The organism is Pleomorphochaeta naphthae (assembly GCF_055396005.1).
In genome coordinates this window covers 2,509,875-2,527,626 of record NZ_AP042457.1, presented here as the reverse complement: position 1 = coordinate 2,527,626, position 17,752 = coordinate 2,509,875, and the positions used below count along the sequence as shown (strand labels likewise).

The 17,752-nt window shown below is 29.7% G+C and carries 15 protein-coding genes and 2 pseudogenes; 7 read left to right on the top strand and 10 right to left on the bottom strand.

The annotated features are described in order from the left end of the window. Positions 1 to 21: 21 nt before the first annotated feature. The 7 genes and pseudogenes from ACZ5SO_RS11535 to ACZ5SO_RS11505 all read right to left on the bottom strand — a co-directional run bounded on the left by ACZ5SO_RS11535 (position 22) and on the right by ACZ5SO_RS11505 (position 7,050). Positions 22 to 1,125 carry a sugar diacid recognition domain-containing protein gene (locus tag ACZ5SO_RS11535; RefSeq protein ID WP_464624777.1) on the bottom strand — a complete coding sequence of 368 codons (1,104 nt, stop codon included), beginning with the start codon at positions 1,123 to 1,125 and terminating at the stop codon, positions 22 to 24. Continuing rightward, on the bottom strand, positions 1,122 to 1,946 hold the full coding sequence (locus ACZ5SO_RS11530) for an MBL fold metallo-hydrolase (protein ID WP_464624775.1): 825 nt from the start codon (positions 1,944 to 1,946) through the stop codon (positions 1,122 to 1,124). The genes ACZ5SO_RS11535 and ACZ5SO_RS11530 overlap by 4 nt, the downstream gene beginning before the upstream one ends. Before the next feature lie 240 nt (positions 1,947 to 2,186). Next, positions 2,187 to 3,701: pseudogene (locus ACZ5SO_RS11525) on the bottom strand (tripartite tricarboxylate transporter permease). A gap of 13 nt (positions 3,702 to 3,714) precedes the next feature. After that, complete coding sequence (locus tag ACZ5SO_RS11520; protein ID WP_464624773.1) at positions 3,715 to 4,485, bottom strand: hypothetical protein; 771 nt, start codon at positions 4,483 to 4,485, stop codon at positions 3,715 to 3,717. 64 nt (positions 4,486 to 4,549) lie between these two features. Then, a pseudogene (locus ACZ5SO_RS11515) lies at positions 4,550 to 5,401 on the bottom strand (tripartite tricarboxylate transporter substrate-binding protein). 340 nt (positions 5,402 to 5,741) lie between these two features. After that, positions 5,742 to 6,392 carry a GntR family transcriptional regulator gene (locus ACZ5SO_RS11510; protein WP_464624772.1) on the bottom strand — a complete coding sequence of 217 codons (651 nt, stop codon included), beginning with the start codon at positions 6,390 to 6,392 and terminating at the stop codon, positions 5,742 to 5,744. Between the two features lies 1 nt (position 6,393). After that, a complete protein-coding gene (locus ACZ5SO_RS11505; RefSeq protein ID WP_464624771.1) occupies positions 6,394 to 7,050 on the bottom strand; it encodes a GntR family transcriptional regulator in 657 nt (218 codons plus the stop codon). 150 nt (positions 7,051 to 7,200) lie between these two features. Here ACZ5SO_RS11505 and ACZ5SO_RS11500 point away from each other — a divergent pair, with 150 nt between their 5' ends. Together ACZ5SO_RS11500 and ACZ5SO_RS11495 are read left to right on the top strand one after the other, a co-directional pair. After that, positions 7,201 to 8,040, top strand: coding sequence for a sugar phosphate isomerase/epimerase family protein (locus ACZ5SO_RS11500; protein WP_464624770.1), 840 nt, complete (start codon positions 7,201 to 7,203; stop codon positions 8,038 to 8,040). Positions 8,041 to 8,052: 12 nt separating this feature from the next. Further along, entirely contained in the window at positions 8,053 to 9,009 is a 957-nt protein-coding gene (locus ACZ5SO_RS11495; RefSeq protein WP_464624769.1) for a sugar phosphate isomerase/epimerase family protein, read from the top strand. 129 nt (positions 9,010 to 9,138) lie between these two features. Here the strand turns inward: ACZ5SO_RS11495 and ACZ5SO_RS11490 are convergent, their stop codons facing one another. Beyond that, entirely contained in the window at positions 9,139 to 10,095 is a 957-nt protein-coding gene (locus tag ACZ5SO_RS11490) for a D-2-hydroxyacid dehydrogenase (protein WP_464624768.1), read from the bottom strand. A 172-nt stretch (positions 10,096 to 10,267) separates the two neighbouring features. On the opposite strand from ACZ5SO_RS11490, the gene ACZ5SO_RS11485 reads away from it, so the two are divergent. Together ACZ5SO_RS11485 and ACZ5SO_RS11480 are read left to right on the top strand one after the other, a co-directional pair. Continuing rightward, the gene (locus ACZ5SO_RS11485; RefSeq protein WP_464624766.1) at positions 10,268 to 11,110 is read left to right on the top strand and encodes a transketolase; all 843 of its coding nucleotides are present in this window, start codon (positions 10,268 to 10,270) and stop codon (positions 11,108 to 11,110) included. After that, entirely contained in the window at positions 11,101 to 12,036 is a 936-nt protein-coding gene (locus ACZ5SO_RS11480) for a transketolase family protein (protein WP_464624764.1), read from the top strand. Before ACZ5SO_RS11485 ends, ACZ5SO_RS11480 begins: the two co-directional genes overlap by 10 nt. Before the next feature lie 57 nt (positions 12,037 to 12,093). On the opposite strand, the gene ACZ5SO_RS11475 is transcribed toward ACZ5SO_RS11480, so the two are convergent. Together ACZ5SO_RS11475 and ACZ5SO_RS11470 are read right to left on the bottom strand one after the other, a co-directional pair. Further along, entirely contained in the window at positions 12,094 to 13,839 is a 1,746-nt protein-coding gene (locus tag ACZ5SO_RS11475) for an adenine deaminase C-terminal domain-containing protein (protein WP_464624762.1), read from the bottom strand. Next, complete coding sequence (locus tag ACZ5SO_RS11470; RefSeq protein WP_464624761.1) at positions 13,829 to 14,866, bottom strand: LacI family DNA-binding transcriptional regulator; 1,038 nt, start codon at positions 14,864 to 14,866, stop codon at positions 13,829 to 13,831. The genes ACZ5SO_RS11475 and ACZ5SO_RS11470 overlap by 11 nt, the downstream gene beginning before the upstream one ends. A 157-nt stretch (positions 14,867 to 15,023) precedes the next feature. Here ACZ5SO_RS11470 and ACZ5SO_RS11465 point away from each other — a divergent pair, with 157 nt between their 5' ends. The 3 genes from ACZ5SO_RS11465 to ACZ5SO_RS11455 are packed head-to-tail and all read left to right on the top strand — an operon-like array spanning position 15,024 to position 17,750. Next, positions 15,024 to 16,085 carry an extracellular solute-binding protein gene (locus tag ACZ5SO_RS11465; RefSeq protein ID WP_464624760.1) on the top strand — a complete coding sequence of 354 codons (1,062 nt, stop codon included), beginning with the start codon at positions 15,024 to 15,026 and terminating at the stop codon, positions 16,083 to 16,085. Between the two features lie 55 nt (positions 16,086 to 16,140). Continuing rightward, positions 16,141 to 16,971 carry an ABC transporter permease gene (locus tag ACZ5SO_RS11460; protein WP_464624758.1) on the top strand — a complete coding sequence of 277 codons (831 nt, stop codon included), beginning with the start codon at positions 16,141 to 16,143 and terminating at the stop codon, positions 16,969 to 16,971. After that, positions 16,971 to 17,750, top strand: coding sequence for an ABC transporter permease (locus tag ACZ5SO_RS11455; protein ID WP_464624756.1), 780 nt, complete (start codon positions 16,971 to 16,973; stop codon positions 17,748 to 17,750). Before ACZ5SO_RS11460 ends, ACZ5SO_RS11455 begins: the two co-directional genes overlap by 1 nt. Positions 17,751 to 17,752 lie beyond the last annotated feature (2 nt).

The window sequence follows — 17,752 nt, the reverse complement described above, 5'->3', positions numbered from 1 at the left end:
TCCCTCCTATAAAATAATAATTTACTCGATTTGTTTTGTATAAATAATTGCTCTAAAAAAATAAAAGATAGTAAATGAAGTACAATCTTTTAAATTGCAATGTTCAAGAATTTTATTTACTCGATAAATGCATGTGTTTTTATGAATATTTAAACTATTAGCAATTGCTTGAATTTTTCCATCATTATTAACATATGCTTCGATTGTTGGATAAATCCAATAAGAATTGAGTTTATCTAATTTATTTTTCATTACTAAATAATATTTAGATAAATAATCTCTAGACTTATCATCAAAAGCAAGAAGAACTAAATCATCATAATTATTACCATCATAATATTTATAATTATAAGGCAATAACATTAAAGCTTTGGATATGATTATAGAGAAATATAAATCACTAATATGTGAAATTGTTGGACTAAATACTATTTTATTAGAATTGATTTCAGTTAATACTTCTTTAAATTTTGAAATATTTATATTTTTATTCGATTTGCTTTTTAGAAGTAAATAATTAGAAGGATATTCGAGTAGGATATCTTCATTATTATTTATAAGATTTTTTGACTTTAATAATTGATATATTTTGTTATAACTTTGATTTTTATCATAAAAAGAAAATAATATAGCTTGTAAAGGGAAAGTAATTGAAATACCTAAAGCGTCAATAATTTCACAAAATTCAGTTTCACAACTTTTAGAATATAATATTTCGCTTAAGTTACTTCTTAATAGCATTCTCCTTTGTTCTTTTTTCATATCAGCAGCTTGATCTAAAAAAAGAGATGTGCTAATGCTAAGCAATAGGGCAGTTTGTTTTACTTCATCAGGATTGCCAAACATTCCAATTACAGCAATAGCTTTACCCTTCTTAATTATTGGTATATTAACCCCTTGTTTTGCTCCTTCATATTGATCTACTTCATTTGGATAAATATCAATCTCTTTCTTTTCTTTTATTGCTAAAAGAGCTCCTGAATGAAAAGTCCCTATTCGATTTTCATCACTGCTAGCGATTATTATGCCTTTATCATCCATTAAATTTACAGTGTTTGGTGCTACAATTGAAGCTGTTTTAGCAATTATTTCTTGAGCTATTGTTGTTATATTTTTCATACTCATAAAAGAATTATATCTCCTGTAGCTACATTATTTGCTTCAATTAAATTATCTTCTTGTAATAATTTTGTAATTTTTTCTCCACTGCAATGGCATAAAAAAGTTTTTTTAATGCCGAGTTTAAGCAATTCATTTTTAGTGAAAACAAGACGATTTTTATTTTCATGCTTCAAATGAATACCCCCTATAATTGTGTCTATATTTTCTGTAAAATATGAATTGACGCTTTTAATAATTGAAAGAATACCACGATGAGCACAGCCAACTATTAAAGTTAGGCCATCATTTCTTTTTTTTACTAATACAATTTCGTCTCCAAAATTATCCTGTTTTAAATTGTTTAACTCACCATGAACAAATCTTTTTGGTATGATTTCCTTTTCATAATGTTGTTTAAAATTAGTTACTATATATAAATTTTCATTAAGTTTGTGAATATCTTTTATTTCTTTTATTATTATATTTTTACTCTCTAAAAACTGTCTGTCAAAACCACAGCCTAGATATGTTATTGTGCTATCGTTTAGAGCATATTTAGGTTCGAAAAAATTTGAACCAACATATAAGTTATTAATAGTTTGTTTTTGCAAAAATGATAATAAGCCACTACAATGATCATAATGACTGTGAGAGAGAACAACTGTTTTGATTGTAGCTAAATCTATATTCATTAAGCTGGCATTAGAATAGAACAAACCGGTTGCCCCTAGATCAAAGAGAAGTCTTTGATTATTAATTTCTATTAATAACGATAAACCATGTTCAACTTCAGTTGATAATAGTTCACTTTTTGAATTTTCTAATAAAATAGTGCACTTGTCCATATTTTTTCTAATTTCCTTATATATCCATTATTATTTGGAATGTTAATTAGGACAATTGTACAAAGGTATGAAAATAAATAATAGAATTTAGGTATAAAAGTAGATAAATAAATATAGAAATATATAAATTGTTAATATAATTAATTAAATTGTTAAGAAATGTGAATTTTTTTTTTGTATTATTAAAAAAAACCGTTGCTAGTTATTTGAACTTTTGCAACGGATTTATAAGTGAAAAATTTAATTGTGTTTTGCTTTTCTTTTAGCTTTATGACTTTGATACCACGAAGTATTAGTTATAAAGGTTGCAAAAATAACAATTATGAGAATTAAAGCAACAGGGCGTGTGAAAAATGGTTTTAGTGAACATTCAGAGACCATAAGTCCTCTTCTAAGGTTAGCATCAGCCATATTTCCTAATATTACCCCAATGACTAGCGGAGGAACAGGAAAGCCATATTTTACTAAGTAATATGTAATAACTCCCATTGGAATCATTAGATATAAATTAAATATCTTAAGGCCTAGAGCGTAAGATCCAATTATACATAATATTCCAACTACAGGCATAAATAAGGCAGGAGGTACTTGTAATATTTTTACAACTCTTGGAGCTAAAAATATTCCACAAAACCACATAGCAAAAGAAGCAAGTAAAAGGATAGCTGCAACTTCTGTAATAAAGCCAGGTCTATCAATTTGTAACATTGGTCCTGGGGATACTCCATGAAGTAATAGTGCACCTAATAACATTGCAGCTGGAGGAGAGCCAGGGATTCCCATTGAAAGTAGGGGTATCATTGCTCCACCTATACAAGCATTGTTTGCTACTTCTGTTGCAATAATACCTTCTTCACAACCAGTACCATATTCTTCAGGATGTTTTGAAGTTCCTTTTGCAGTCCCATATGAAACTCAAGCTGCGATATCTTCACCAATACCAGGGACAGAACCAATTCCAACTCCAATTAAAGCAGATCTAACTATGTGTCCAAATCTTTTACCAATAGAGCTCCAAGATGGAATAATTTTATCTAATTTTGTTGCTTTAGGAGGAGCTTGTTGTTCTTTTAATACTTGTATTATTTGAGGAATACCAAAAGCACCAATTAATACAGGTACTACTTCAATACCACCTTCTAAAGGATAATATCCTAAAGTAAATCTAGGGTAAACTTGTAAACTATCTGTTCCAACCATTGCTAAAAATAGTCCGAAGAATCCAGCTAACCAACCTTTTTGAACTGTATCTGGACAAGATATACTACCACTGATTAAAATTCCGAAAAACGCTAATAAAAAATATTCTACGGAAGTAAATTGGAGGGCAAGTTCAGATATTAAAGGTATAAATACAACTACAAAAAGAATTGAAAATATTGTACCTATTGCTGATGCTGTAGTTGTTAATCCTAAAGCTTTTCCAGCTAAGCCTTTTTTAGCCATTGGATACCCTTCCATTGCTGTAGCTGCAGAAGCAGCTGTACCAGGAATGTTTAGAGTGATTGCTGAAAAAGATCCACCATAAACAGCTCCAACATATATTGCCATTAGAGCTACCATTGCAACATTAAGGTTCATGCCGTAAGTTAATGTAGTTAATAGAGCTACACCTAAAGTTGCTGTTAAACCAGGTAAAGCACCAAAAATAATACCCATAAATGTGCATCCAAAAAGTAGTAAAAGTTGACCTGGGCTAGTTAAAATAGTTCCAATTTGGGCGAAGAAAACCGAAAATTGATTTAATATGTTCATTTATATCCTCTTCCTATTTAATTGCATAGTAAATTAAGTACATGAAATTCATTATGAATCCTTCTTTAGGCATAGGAATTCTTAATGCAAAACGGAAAACTGCTGCAATTGCTATTGGGGTAATTAGTGAAACACCTAGAGCTTGGTGATATTTTTTAATTAAAAGTTCTTTTATATCGCTTTTATTCACTTTCTTCTTTAAATAGATAATTAGTATTATAAGCTCAATTAAAGAGAGAATATCTGTTGTAAATATGAATATATTGTCTAATATAATATTTAAACCGGTAATTCTAATTATTAAATTGATAGCTATAATGATTGAATAAAATTTTAAAGAGTCTTTTAAAATTTTAAAATCTTCAAAATAAAAAACACTAATTGTATATGTCAAATAAAGAGCTACAGCGATACAGAAATCTAACATTCTAAGATGAATAAAGACTAATGAAAAAAGTGGGATTAAAGTTGCTAGCATCCTTACAGTGGATTCATTAAATATAGGATCTTTTTTTCTTTCAGTATAAGTTGATTTTAATAATTCCCATCCACCTTGTTTTACTGCATATAATAAAATAGTTACAGATAGTAAAATTATAGCAAGGCCAATGATGATAGGCATCAATGCTGGAGAAACATACCAAACACTATCAACCCCACCATATGAGTCTTTTAACGGCATTTGAAATGAGCCTATTAATATGAAAATACCTAAAATCAAAAAGAGAATGCTAATTATTATGTCGGCACCTCTCATATTTTTATTTTTGTCGTTCTGGTTCATACCTATTTCCTTGAAAAATCCCACTGAGATATTACCCAGTGGGCATTTTTAATTTTTAAATTAATTATTTTCTTGGTATTCCAAGAGTGGCAGGATCTACTTCAGCAGAACCTAAATCACTTAAAGTCCAAGAGAATTTTGATTCTAAGTTTTTGAAAATTTCTTTTGCTTCTTCACCATATTTACCACTTAAGTTGTAATAATGTTGATTACCAAAAGCTTTAACTGCATCAGATTCCATAGCTTCAGCAAATGCATTTTCTAAAATAGTTTTGTTTTCTTCTGGAACATCACTTCTTACTGCAAAACCAATTTGTTGACCTAATGGTAAGAAGTTTGATAATTCTGGATACATATCAAAAGATGAAGGAATTTTAGTGCTAGCAAGAGTATAAGCATCTGGGGTCATCATTGCTAATGGTCTAAGTTTTCCAGCTTTAATCATTTCAGCTTGTTCAGCAACTGAAGTAATAACAACTGTGATTTCACCAGTCATTGCAGCATTTTGAGAGCCTGGAGAACCATCATAAGGAATAAAGGCTAGTTTAGCACCTGAACCTTCCATGAATGCTAATAAATTTAAGTGGTGAATAGAACCAGGACCACCTGCACCAGCTTAAATACTATTAGGGTTTTTCATTGATGCTTCAACTAAATCTTCAAGTGTTTTATATGGGCTATCAGGTGTTACAGATAAGATATCAGGAGAGCCTCCAACGATGAAAAAGTCCCAAACATCCATTGTGTGATCCCAACCGTATACAGCTGCAGTTGTATTTGATTCAGATAAACCACAAAGAGTATATCCATCAGCAGGTTTGTTGTAAGCTTCAGTCATACCAATTATTCCAGCTTTACCACCTGTAACATTATTAACGTTGATATTCACATCAAGAACTTTTCCCATTTCTTCCATGATAATGCGGTTACAAGAGTCTGTGCCACCACCAGCACCCCATACTACGATATCTGTAATATCTCTAGATGGATATTCTTGTTGAGCTTGTGCGAAAATGGATCCAAAAGATAGGGATACCATTAATAGAGCTAATAAAATCTTTTTCATAACAATCTCCTCTTGAAATTTTATTATTTTTCAATTTTGTATACAATATCTTATTAATAGGTTTCCCGAATTGTCAAGTTTTTTTTTAAATATTTTTATAAATAACATTTAAATTGAAATTAATTTTGTATTTAAAAAACAAAATCAAAAAAAAATAGGGGAAAACCCCTATAATGTTTTTAAAAATAAATTAAGTTTTATTTTTAAGAGATGTTAATATTCTATCTCTAGAGCCAAGTAAATGATTTTCCATAGCACTTTGAGCTTTTTTTCCATCTCTAATTTTTAAGGCAGCAATTATTTGATGGTGTTCTTTAAGTGAATCACTAGCTGGTTTTACAAGTCCTTTTTGATAAGATCGATTTAAGAAACCTAAAGAATTTCTAACTTGTGATATTAATGGGTTTTTAGCTAAGAAAATAATTTTTTGGTGAAAGTTTTTATCAACACTTGTATAGTTTTTTACCATATCCGGAGTAACTCCATTCTCAAATGAATCAAAACTATGGATTAGCTCATTTAAATCTTCGTCATTTGCTCGCTCGCAGCATAATCTTACTGCAATACCTTCTAAACCTGCTCTAATTTCAAATAAATCACATAATTCTTTTGGGCTAAATTCTTTTACGAAAAAGCCTTTTCTTGGATATTGTACTAGATAGTTTTCTCCAACAAGTCTGTTTAATGCATCATTTATTGGGGTTAAGCTAATATTAAACCTTACAGCTAAATCATTTTTATTGATTTTTTCACCTACAGCAAATTCATTATTTTCTAGTAATTCTTTTATTTTATCGTAAATATAATCTTTAACTGACTTGTTTTCTAACTTTGTTTCCATATTAACCTCGTTCTTCTAGAATTTGTAAAAGTTTATTTTTAGTAGATCCATATATGTGATAATACATTAATTGAGAAGCTCCTAAAGGATCTTGTTCTATTAAGGATTCAATAATATTTTTATGGTCTTGTAGTGACTTTCCCATGGGTTTTAATAAATTAACAGCATGCATTAAAGGTACATATTTTTGCAGAACTTCAGCTATAAAATAGTTTTTAGAGCTTTCGATAATGATTGAATGAAACTCATTATCCAAAGTTTTAAATGTGGCTTCATCATTATTTTTTATAGCTTCTTCCATTGCTTTTGTATTTAATTTTAATCTATTAATTTGTTGTTCAGTTATGGATTTTGCAGCTAATTCACAAATATATGGTTCTAATCTTCCCCTAATTTCAAAGATAGATATTAGATCATCATTGGTAAATACTCTAACCCTCGTTCCTCTTCGTGGAATTGTTTCTGTTAATTGTTCACTTGTTAATCGGTTCATTGCTTGAAGTAACGGTGTCCTACTAATTCCTAATTGTTCAGCAAGCTGAACTTGGTTTAACTTCTGACCAGGCTTTAGTTGCCCTGATATAATCATTTCTTTTAGTTTTTTATATGCTTTAGTTCCTAAATCATCAAAAGTTATTATGTTATTTTCCCTGTCCATATTCATCTCTTGTATATAAAATTTTAATTTATATTATCATATCAATAAGAAATATTAAAGAAAATAAATTTTTTTTATTGACACAAGAGTGAAACCATTTTATGATAAATTAAATTTTGAATACAGAATTTTTTATTTTAAGAGGTTAATATGATAGGTGTTTCTCCATCTTTTTTCTTTTCTAAATATAGTACTAACTTTTCAGTTGATGACTATATTGACGGATTAAAAGATTTAAAAACTTTAGGTGTAGATTGTTTTCAAGGAGAAATCTATAAGAAAGAAAATGTTAGAGATTGGGAAAAAAATGCCAACAAATTAGCTTTAGAATATAAAAAGTTGAATCTAAAAATGAGTGTATTTGTAGCCCATTTTTTAATTCATTATACTGAAGATTTTGATTCATTATTTAAGGAAAATTGTTACCAAGAGTTCAATAAAGTTTGTCATTTGGTTAAAGAAAACTTTGATGAAGTAAATATTATTGTTATCCCTATTGCTAAATATAAAGTTAAAGATTCTAAGAGAGAAGATTATAAAACTATTTGGAATCAATTTAAATATATGATTAATAAACTATCTCTTATAGCTAAAGAGTATGATTTTAAAATTGCTTTAGAAATAATTCCTGGCTCCATTGTAGGGGGAATCGATGGGCTTATTAGATTAATAGATGAAACAGAATTAACTTCTATAGGATATAACTTAGATACTGGACATGCAAATTGTAGTGGTGAAATTTTATCTTTAATTCCTTCAAAGTTGAAAGGCAGAATATTTGGAACACATCTAAAAGATAATTTTGGTAGTGAAAATTTAGCTTTGCCTTTGGGTAGAGGTAATATTGATTTTAAACAATTAGATGAAGCTTTAACCTATTTCAAGTATTTAGGTAGTTATGATTTAGAAATTAATAGTAATAGTGAAAACGTAATGATGGATTACTCAATAGGGGTAAGCTATTTAAAGAAAAATAAAATTGGATGTTAGGAGTCAAAAAAAATGAAATATTCGGTAATTTCCTCATTTCTTGGTAAATCCAAAGATAGATTTAATGAGTATAATCAACCAAAATCGCTTGCTCAAAAATTTGAGTTAGCAAGTCAAATTGAAGGTATTGAAGCTTTAGAGTGTGTTTTTCCTTATGAAGTAAATGATGCTGAAGAAACAAAAGCTTTAATGAAGAAGTATAACTTAGGAATTGCTGCAATTAACGTTAATGTAAAAGCAGAACCCGAGTTTGTAAATGGTGGTTTAACTAGTGGTGATCCTCAAGTTAGAGCTAAAGCTGTTCAATTTATCAAAGATGCAAAAGATTTTGCTGAGGCTGTTGGTGCTGATAAAGTTACTTGTTGTCCTTTAGGGGATGGGTATGAGTTCGCTTTCCAAGCTGATTATGCTGAAAATTGGGATAGGCTTAAAGAGACTTTCTCTCAAGCTGCTGATTATAAAAGTGATATCTGTTTATATATTGAATATAAGCCAAGTGAAATTCGTGGAACTTGTTTCTTAGATAATGCTGCTAAAACTATTTTATTAATTAAAGAAATTAATAAAAAAGGATTAGGTGTTACTATAGATTTCGGACATTCTACTTATGGTAATAATAATCCAGCTGAAGAAATTTCTATTTTACACTCTTGTAATATTCCTTTCTATGTTCATATAAATGATAATGATGCACTTTGGGATTGGGATTATTTCTGTGGTTCTAAGCACCCAATTGAAACATTAGAGTTTGTTTATTATTTAATGAAGTATGGTTATGATGATTATTTAACTAGTGATACTTCTCCAACTAGATGGGATATCAAAAAAGTCTTTGAAACCAATAATCGCTTTACTGAAAAAATGGTAAGGATTGTTGAAAATATGAAAAAAGATGGTTTTGATGAAGTAATAAAGAGTAAAGAATATATGGATGTTTGGAAATTTGTTGAAGAGCATATGTTCAAATAAAAAATATATTGAATAATATAGTTAGGGCTTTGCAAATTTTGCAAAGCCCTTTTTATGAATTAATTTTAATATATAAAAAGGATGCCAAATTTTATTTATGATATGGCATCCTAATAAAATATACGATTATTAATTTACTACATTAACAGGAGTATTATTCATAAATTGTTTAATATTATCTACTGCAATATTTAAAAGTCTCTGTCTACTTTCTTTTGGTGCCCAAGCTATATGAGGAGTTACTATACAATTTGGATGAGTGGTTAATCTGTTGTGTCCAGTTGGAGGTTCTACAGTTAACACATCCATTGCTGCTCCACTAACTTTACCACTTTCTAATGCTTGATATAATGCATCTTCATCTATTAATGGACCTCTTGAAGTGTTAATAATTTTAACACCATCTTTTGCTTTGCTTAGAGTTTCAGCATTTATAATTTTTTCTGTTTCTGGGAATAGAGGACAGTGAAGTGAAATTACATCACTTTCTTTTAATAGTTCATCAAGAGTTACATAACTAACTCCTTCTTTTTCCCATTCTTTATTTACATAAGAATCATAAGCTAAGACTTTCATACCAAAACCTCTAGCTACTATGCTAGTTTGATGTCCAATTCTACCAAAGCCAATAATCCCTATTGTCTTTCCATATAATTCTACTAAAGGATAATCCCAAAAACAAAAGTCTTTTGAACTTGCCCAAGCTCCTTGTGCAACTCTATTACTGTGATGACCAACTCTGTGACATAATTCTAATAATAAGGCAAAAACAAATTGTGCTACTGCTGTAGTTCCATAAGTTGGTATGTTTGATACAACAATTCCATGTTCCTTTGCACTAACTACATCTACAACATTATAGCCTGTTGCTAAAACACCGATGTATTTAATATTTTTACATGCTTTAAAAATTTCTTCGTTTAAAGGAGTTTTGTTTGTTAATACAACTGATGCATCTCCAATTCTAGAAATTATATCTTCTTTTTCTGTTCTATCATAAATAGTAGCATCTCCAAGTTCTTGAAGTGCAGACCAACTTAAATCTCCGGGGTTTAGTGTAAAACCATCTAATACAACTATTTTCATAATTTTTACCTCTTATTTATTGTACGTATTAATAGTTTATAAGATATGAGCGAAAAGTCAAGATAAAAAATCTTGTATACAGAATTTTTTTAATGACAGGATATTTATTGTGTGATATAGTGTTTTTAGTAAAAAAAAATAAAACTTTGTATTCTTTTAAGGAGGCTACCCTATGAGACAGAATAATTCTATTGAATTTCTCAAGGAAAAAGCTATAGAAGTTAGGACAACAATTCTAACAATGATTCATGAAGCTAAATCGGGACACCCTGGTGGATATCTATCGTCTGCGGATATTTTAACTGCTTTATATTTTGATGAATTAAATATAAGAGAAAAAGATCCAAAATGGGAGGATAGGGATAGATTCGTATTATCAAAAGGGCATGCATGTCCAGTACAATATTCTTGCTTAGCGCTTAAAGAATATTTTCCCTATGATGAGATTTATACTCTTAGAAAAGAAGGATCTATCTTACAAGGTCATCCAGATATGAAAAGATGTCCTGGAATTGATATTTCTACTGGATCACTTGGTCAAGGTTTATCGGTAGCTGTGGGGATGGCTCTAGCTGCTAAAAGAGATAATAAAGATTATAGAGTTTTTTGTGTTGTTGGAGATGGAGAGAGTAACGAAGGTCAAATTTGGGAAGCACTCGAAACTGCTAGCAAATATAAACTTAACAATTTGGTAGTTATCTTAGATCAAAATAGATTGCAAAATGATAATACTTGTGAGTTTGTTATGCCATCTTTAGATATGGTAAAGAAATTTGAAGCATTTGGTTGTGAAACCGAAGAAATTGATGGGCATAAAATGGAAGAAATAACTGCAGCATTTGATAAAATTAGAAATTCTAAATCTACTAAGCCTCATGCTATTGTTGCTCATACAACTAAAGGAAGAGGAGTTTCTTTCATGGAAGACGTTGTAGCTTGGCATGGAATGGCTCCAAATGATGAACAATTTAAACAAGCATTAACAGAAGTAAAAGGAGGCTTATCATGCAAATAAGGGAAGGAAAACCAACTCGTGAAGCTTACGGACAAGCTATTTTGGAATTAGCTGCAAATGATGCTAATATTTATGTTGTCGATTGTGATATTGGAAAATCTTGTAAGACAGTTCCTTTCAGCCAACAATTCCCAAATCAACATGTTAATGTTGGAATTGCAGAACAAAATGCCCTAGGCGTAGGTGCCGGTTTAGCAACTACTGGGAAAATACCATTTGTAACAACTTATGCAGTATTTGGCTCTATGAGAATGCTAGAGCAAATTAGACAAGAAGTGTGTTACCCTAAATTAAATGTTAAAATTGCTTGTTCTCATGGTGGTTTTACACCTGCAAATGATGGAGCTTCACACCAAGGTATTGAAGATATTGGTTTGTTAAGAACTATTCCAAACATGACTATTGTAGCTCCTGCTGATTTTGATTCTGCCTTAAAACTAGTTAAAGCTGCAGCAAAATATGATGGACCTGTGTACCTTCGTTTTACTCGTGATTCTGTTCCTTCAATATATAAAAGTGATGATGAATTTGAAATTGGAAAAGCTGTTGAATTAAATAAAGGTAATGATGTAACTATAATTTGTACTGGTGATATTTTATCCAAAGGTGTTTTAGCTGCTCAACAATTAGAAAAAGAAGGTGTTTCTGTAAGATTGATTGATATGCACACTGTAAAGCCTTTAGATAAGAGTGCTGTATTAAAGGCTATTGAGGAAACAAAAGGTATAGTTACAGTTGAAGATCATAATATTATTAACGGACTTGGAAGTGCTGTTGCTGAAGTAGTTGCAGAAAAAGGTGGTTGTAAATTTAAAAGAATTGGTATTTTAGACCAATTTGGAGAATCAGCTCCTTATGAACATTTGCTTGCTAAAAATGGTATTACAGTTGATAATATTGTTAAATCTTGTAAAGAAATGTTGTAAATAATAATAAAAAAAATTTAGGCTAAACATTCATAAATTTAAATGTTTAGCCTATTTTTATGGGAAAAGATTAATAATTTTTTGATTTTCAACATCAATTAAGCCTTTGTCAGATATTTTTATTTTTGGACTAACTGGAAGTGAAATTGTTAATAAGCTCATTAAGGGATTAGGATGTTTGACTCCATAATCAAATAGATTATTTTGAATGCTGATTATCATTTTTGAAAGATCTTTCATATTTGTTTCACTTATAACTCCAGCAACAGGTAAAGCAATCTCATTAATTATCTTTCCATTTGATACAAAAACTATTCCACCTTGAAGTTCTACAATTTTGTTAAAAGCTATTTCCATATCAGTTTTATTATCCCCAAGTAATAATATGTTATGGCTATCATGTGCATGAGATGAACAAAGTGCTCCATGTTTAATAGCTGTCCCATCCATAAATCCTGTTCCATATGTATTTTTATTGTATCTGTTTATAGATAATACTAAATTTAGATTTTTATTTTGCCAATCTAGTTCATTGTTTACAATGTTAAAACTTTTTTTTGTGAAATCTGTATATGTGGATATGGAATTTTTTCTCATTACTAAGGCTTCAATTTTATTTTTATTTTTAACCTCAACTGTAAGAGCTTTTTTTATACTAAAGTCTTTATGAATATTTATACTATTATAAAAATGCGAAGGGAATTTCCTTTTAGCATTTTCTAAATAGGAATCAACTTGGGATGTAAAAATTACTTCTTTGCCATTTTTAAATATTTTATTTATCTTAAATGATTCATCAAGTTTATCTATTACTAAAAAATCTGCTATATAGCCAGGTGCTATTGCTCCTCGATCTCTAAAGCCCATTCTCTTAGCAGGAGAATATGAAGAAGCGATTACTGCATCTTCAAAAGCTAGTCCTAAAGAAACAGCTTTTCTAAATACATAATCAAGATGACCTTTTTCAACAAAAATATTAGGGGGGCAATCATCAGTAACTAAGCTATATAATTCTCTATAGTTTCCATTTTTCAATACATTCATATTTTCTTTGGTAATGGATTTTTCTTGTAATTGAACAAACATTCCTTGTTTGAATCTATCTTTCATGCTTTTTGGAGATTGAAGACAATGATCTGAATTTACTCCAAAATATAATACAGAAGCTAAATCTAAATCAGTTACAGAAGGACAGTGTCCTTCTATTGCAAAAAGATGATTACATTTTTTTACTGTGGAAATTAATTCAACAGTCTTATTTTTCTTATTTAAAACGGCAAAATCTTCGAAATTGTTAATTAAACTTCTGTACTGCATGACTTCACCTAAACATATAACTTTGTCATGTTCATTAATTAGGTCTTCAATTTCTTTTTTAGTAATCTCTTGTCCATTATTTTCTAAATCGTATGAGGTAGAAGGTACTGAGCTAGGTAATCCATAATATATATCAACAAAAGGATTTTCAGATTGCTCTATCATCTGTGAAATTCCTTCTTTTCCAAAAACATTTGCAACTTCATGAGGCTCTGCAACAACAGTCGTAATTCCGTGTTTAATAGCCTCAGCTGCAAAAACTTTTGGTGTACATAAGGAGCTTTCTATATGCATGTGTATATCAATAAAAGATGGGATAATGTATTGATTATTAATATCTATTTTAGTTTTAGCTGTCAAATTATATTTAGTAGAATCTCCTATAAATAATATTTTGTTTTTTAATACACATAAATCAGAGTGAATCCATTTTTTTATAAATACATTATATATGTTTGCATTTTTTATTAATAAATCAATTTCCATTATTTAAATCCTTTACAGAATCTCTCTCTACAATAACTTCGTGAATTATAACTTGTTGAATAGCTTCTTCACCATTTATTGCTTCATAAAGTAAAGATGCAGCAGCTCTACCAGCTTGTCGCATCATTAAATCAACAGTAGTGAGTTTTGGATAAGCAAGTTTTGCCACTTCGGAGTTATTTCTTCCAATTATAGAGATATCATCTGGGATTTTTAAGCCTAACATATTACAAGCATTGATAGTTGCAACAGCCATAACATCAGACATACAACAAATAGCAGTAGCATCTCTATTTGCTTTAATAGCCTCTAAAGCAACTTCAGTAGCTTTGAGTGCCTCGTAGTCACCAAAATATATTCTTTTATTATTTCTTTCTAGATTTAATTCTTCAAATAATGCCACTGTATTTTTATATAAGATATGAGAATTGTAACCATTTTTTCTTCCTAATAATGTAATTATATTTTTATGACCTTTATTTACTAAATATTTAATCCCTTCAGGGTAATGAATAGCTGGAATTAATATTTGATTTATATTTGAATCAAGTTTAGGGATATTAATAGTTACATATGGAAGGTTTAAATTACTAACATTATCAATATTTTTTTCCATCTGCTCTTTGCTACAAAATCCAGTAGAAAAAACTATATAACCATCACAGCCAACACTTCTTTTTAACTGTTCTTCAATTATTTCTACAGAAGATTCTTTGCTAGCAGGTAAAAATACAATGCCGAAACCATCTTCAGATAATTTACTTTGAATTCCTGATAATAATTCATTTGTGTATTCATTTAAGAAAAATGGTTGAGATGTTGGAATTAATATACCAACTAATTTTGATTTAGAAGTTGCAAGAGATCTTGCAAATATATTTATACTATAATTATGTTTTTTAACAACGTCTTCAATTTTTTTTTTAGTTTTTTCGCTAACACGAGTTGTATCTTTATTGTTTAAATATAAAGATACAGCAGCTTGAGAAATACCAACTTCGTTAGCTATATCTTTTAAAGTACCCATATTATTCCTTTTTTTCGATTAATCGGTTAACTAATTAATCGCATATATATCTTGAGTTGTCAATAAAAATTCCGCATTTTTTACAATTAAAAGTTGACATTAGATATTTGATATGATTTAATTTGGTTAAGCGTTTAACAGCTTTGGAGGGAAAAAAATGAAAAAGATGTTAGTGATGTGTGTTGTTCTGGTGGCTTCCTTTAGTTCTTTATTTGCTCAAGGAACTAGTGAAAAAGAATCCACAGGGTTACCTTATGAAGGGGAGACATTAACTGTGTCAATGTGGGGATATAATATGGATATTTTAGAAAAGAATATTATAACTCCTTTTGAAGAGAAGTATGGATGTGAGATTGTAGTTGAGACAGGTAATAATTCTGACAGACTTACAAAAATGGTAGCAAGGAAAGATAACCCTGTTGTTGATGTTGCTTTATTTGCTGGTTCTCATACTTATAAAGCTAAAGAGGCAGGAGTAATTAAACCTTATGATCCAAGTATAATTACTAATCTTGATTCTATTATGGAATCTGCTCAAGATCCTATTGGTGATATGTATGGTATAGGATACTCTTTATCAAATTTAGGTTTATTTTATCGAACTGATAAATGTGATGAAATTACAAGTTGGAAAGACTTGTTAGATCCTTCTTATGCGGGTACAGTATCAATTCCTACAATTACTACTACTTATGGTCCTGCTTTTATTTATATGTTAACAAAAGCTTTCACTGGTGATTTCAAAGATACTGAAGTAGGTTGGCAAAAACTTGAGGAGTTAGCTCCTAATTTAGTTACTGCATATAGTAAATCTTCTGAATTAAATACTTTAATAGCACAAGAAGAAGTTTATATAGCTCCATATTCATCATTTGCGTGGGGAAGTATTGCTTCAACAGGTTTAGATGTTGCTAAAGCTATCCCAGAAGAAGGTCTTCCTGGAACTTTTTCAATAGCTTCTGTTGGTGCCGGAACAAAGAATGAAACTTTAGCAAATGAATTTATAAACTGGTTACTTTCTTATGATGTTCAATTAAGTGAAGCTTTAGATCAAGTTGATTCACCTGTAAGATTAGATGTTGAAGTTCCAGATGAAATTGCTCAAAACTTAGCATATGGTGATGAGTTAGTTAGTAATTTATATTTCTTCGATGAAGCTGAATTAGCAGCAAAACAAGAGGAATGGATTAATCGTTGGAATAGTATTTTTTCAAAGTAAAGATATTTAGTGATTACAACAAGCAGAGAAATCTGCTTGTTGTTTATGAGGTGATATGAATCCATTAAAATCAAAAAAAACTATGTTGTTTCTAGTAGGACCTGGTTTTGTTTTTTTATTGATTTTCTTCTTTCTTCCCTTAATGTATGTTCTTTTAGAAAGTTTTCAAGGTGAAAATGGTCAATTAACATTAGTTAGATATTATGATGTTCTTAGAAATGCTCAATTCAAATTAGTATTTATTAGAACCTTAAAAATGGCATTAGTGGTTACTCCAATAGCTGTAATAGTTGGATATCCTTGTGCTTATTTTATATCTAAACTAAAGGGAAAGAAAAAATCAATTTTAACTACTTTAGTAATTTTACCTTTAATGACTAGTCCAGTTGCTCGAACTTATGCTTGGATTGTAATTTTAGGTAAATATGGAATTGTAAACGCTTTTTTAACGAGTTTGCATATTATTCCAGAACCAACAAGATTGCTTTATACAGAAGGTGCAATTATTGTTGGTCTACTTCAATTATTCATGCCAATTTTAATCTTAACTGTTAGCTCCTCATTAGAGAATGTAAGTAGTGAAGTTGAAGAGGCAGCTCTTTCGTTAGGTTCAAATAGAATAGGAGTATTTTTTAGAGTTGTTGTTCCTTTATCCTTTGAAGGTTTGATTATGGGAATAACTCTTGTTTTTACAGGATGTTTTACCGCTTATGTTACTCCTGCAATTTTAGGTGGAGCTAATGTATTAACCCTTTCAACTCTGATGAGAGAACAAGCTTTAGTATTAATGAATTGGGAAGCTGCAACAGTAATTGCAGTAATAATGATAATTACAACTTTAGTTCTATATAATGGAATTAGAGCTTTTAAACCAAGGAATATGTGATGAAAAAATCAAAATTTTTGATATTTATTGTAGTATTAGCAATAATATTTTTAATAGGGCCTTTTTTAATCATTATTATATCTTCCTTTAATAAAACTTCTGTTATGAAGTTTCCACCACAAGGATTTTCTTTTCAATGGTACAAAAAAGTATTTTCTGTTGATATGTTTAAGACTACGTTTTGGATTAGCTTAAAGATTGGTTTCTTTGCAACTTTGACTGCTTTGATTATCGGTATTCCAGTTGCTTATCTAAATGTGAAATATAAATATAGAGGGAAAAATGTTGTTGAGTTAATCTTTTCTTCTCCAGCAATCATTCCAGGCTTAGTAATTGGTTTTGCTCTATTGAGATATTTTATATATATAGCTAAGGTTCCTATTTCTGTTGGGTTATTTTTAGGTCATACAGCAATTTTGTTTCCATATACGGTTAGGGTTGTTTCAGCAAGTTTAAGAAATTTTGATTTGAGTGTAGAAGAGGCTGCAGTAAGTTTAGGGTCTGCACCTTTAGGGGCATTTTTTAGAGTTGTTTTTCCTAATATTCAAGCCGGTGTTGTAGCAGCTTTTATCTTAGCTTTTATAACTTCTTTTAATAATGTTCCGATTTCCTTGTTTTTAACAGGACCAGGAGTTTCGACATTACCAATTCAGATGTTAGTTTATATGGAATATTATTACGATCCTACAATTTCTGCTTTATCTAGTTTAATCATAATTTTAACTGTAATTATTGTTCAAACAGCAGAAAAAGCTTTAGGCATTTCAAAATACATGTAGAG

Bases quoted from the DNA above. Each gene is read 5' to 3' on its own strand.
- ACZ5SO_RS11535 (WP_464624777.1), bottom strand. From the start codon at position 1,125: ATGAGTATGAAAAATATAACAACAATAGCTCAAGAAATAATTGCTAAA.
- ACZ5SO_RS11530 (WP_464624775.1), bottom strand. From the start codon at position 1,946: ATGGACAAGTGCACTATTTTATTAGAAAATTCAAAAAGTGAACTATTA.
- ACZ5SO_RS11520 (WP_464624773.1), bottom strand. From the start codon at position 4,485: ATGAACCAGAACGACAAAAATAAAAATATGAGAGGTGCCGACATAATA.
- ACZ5SO_RS11510 (WP_464624772.1), bottom strand. From the start codon at position 6,392: ATGGAAACAAAGTTAGAAAACAAGTCAGTTAAAGATTATATTTACGAT.
- ACZ5SO_RS11505 (WP_464624771.1), bottom strand. From the start codon at position 7,050: ATGGACAGGGAAAATAACATAATAACTTTTGATGATTTAGGAACTAAA.
- ACZ5SO_RS11500 (WP_464624770.1), top strand. From the start codon at position 7,201: ATGATAGGTGTTTCTCCATCTTTTTTCTTTTCTAAATATAGTACTAAC.
- ACZ5SO_RS11495 (WP_464624769.1), top strand. From the start codon at position 8,053: ATGAAATATTCGGTAATTTCCTCATTTCTTGGTAAATCCAAAGATAGA.
- ACZ5SO_RS11490 (WP_464624768.1), bottom strand. From the start codon at position 10,095: ATGAAAATAGTTGTATTAGATGGTTTTACACTAAACCCCGGAGATTTA.
- ACZ5SO_RS11485 (WP_464624766.1), top strand. From the start codon at position 10,268: ATGAGACAGAATAATTCTATTGAATTTCTCAAGGAAAAAGCTATAGAA.
- ACZ5SO_RS11480 (WP_464624764.1), top strand. From the start codon at position 11,101: ATGCAAATAAGGGAAGGAAAACCAACTCGTGAAGCTTACGGACAAGCT.
- ACZ5SO_RS11475 (WP_464624762.1), bottom strand. From the start codon at position 13,839: ATGGAAATTGATTTATTAATAAAAAATGCAAACATATATAATGTATTT.
- ACZ5SO_RS11470 (WP_464624761.1), bottom strand. From the start codon at position 14,866: ATGGGTACTTTAAAAGATATAGCTAACGAAGTTGGTATTTCTCAAGCT.
- ACZ5SO_RS11465 (WP_464624760.1), top strand. From the start codon at position 15,024: ATGAAAAAGATGTTAGTGATGTGTGTTGTTCTGGTGGCTTCCTTTAGT.
- ACZ5SO_RS11460 (WP_464624758.1), top strand. From the start codon at position 16,141: ATGAATCCATTAAAATCAAAAAAAACTATGTTGTTTCTAGTAGGACCT.
- ACZ5SO_RS11455 (WP_464624756.1), top strand. From the start codon at position 16,971: ATGAAAAAATCAAAATTTTTGATATTTATTGTAGTATTAGCAATAATA.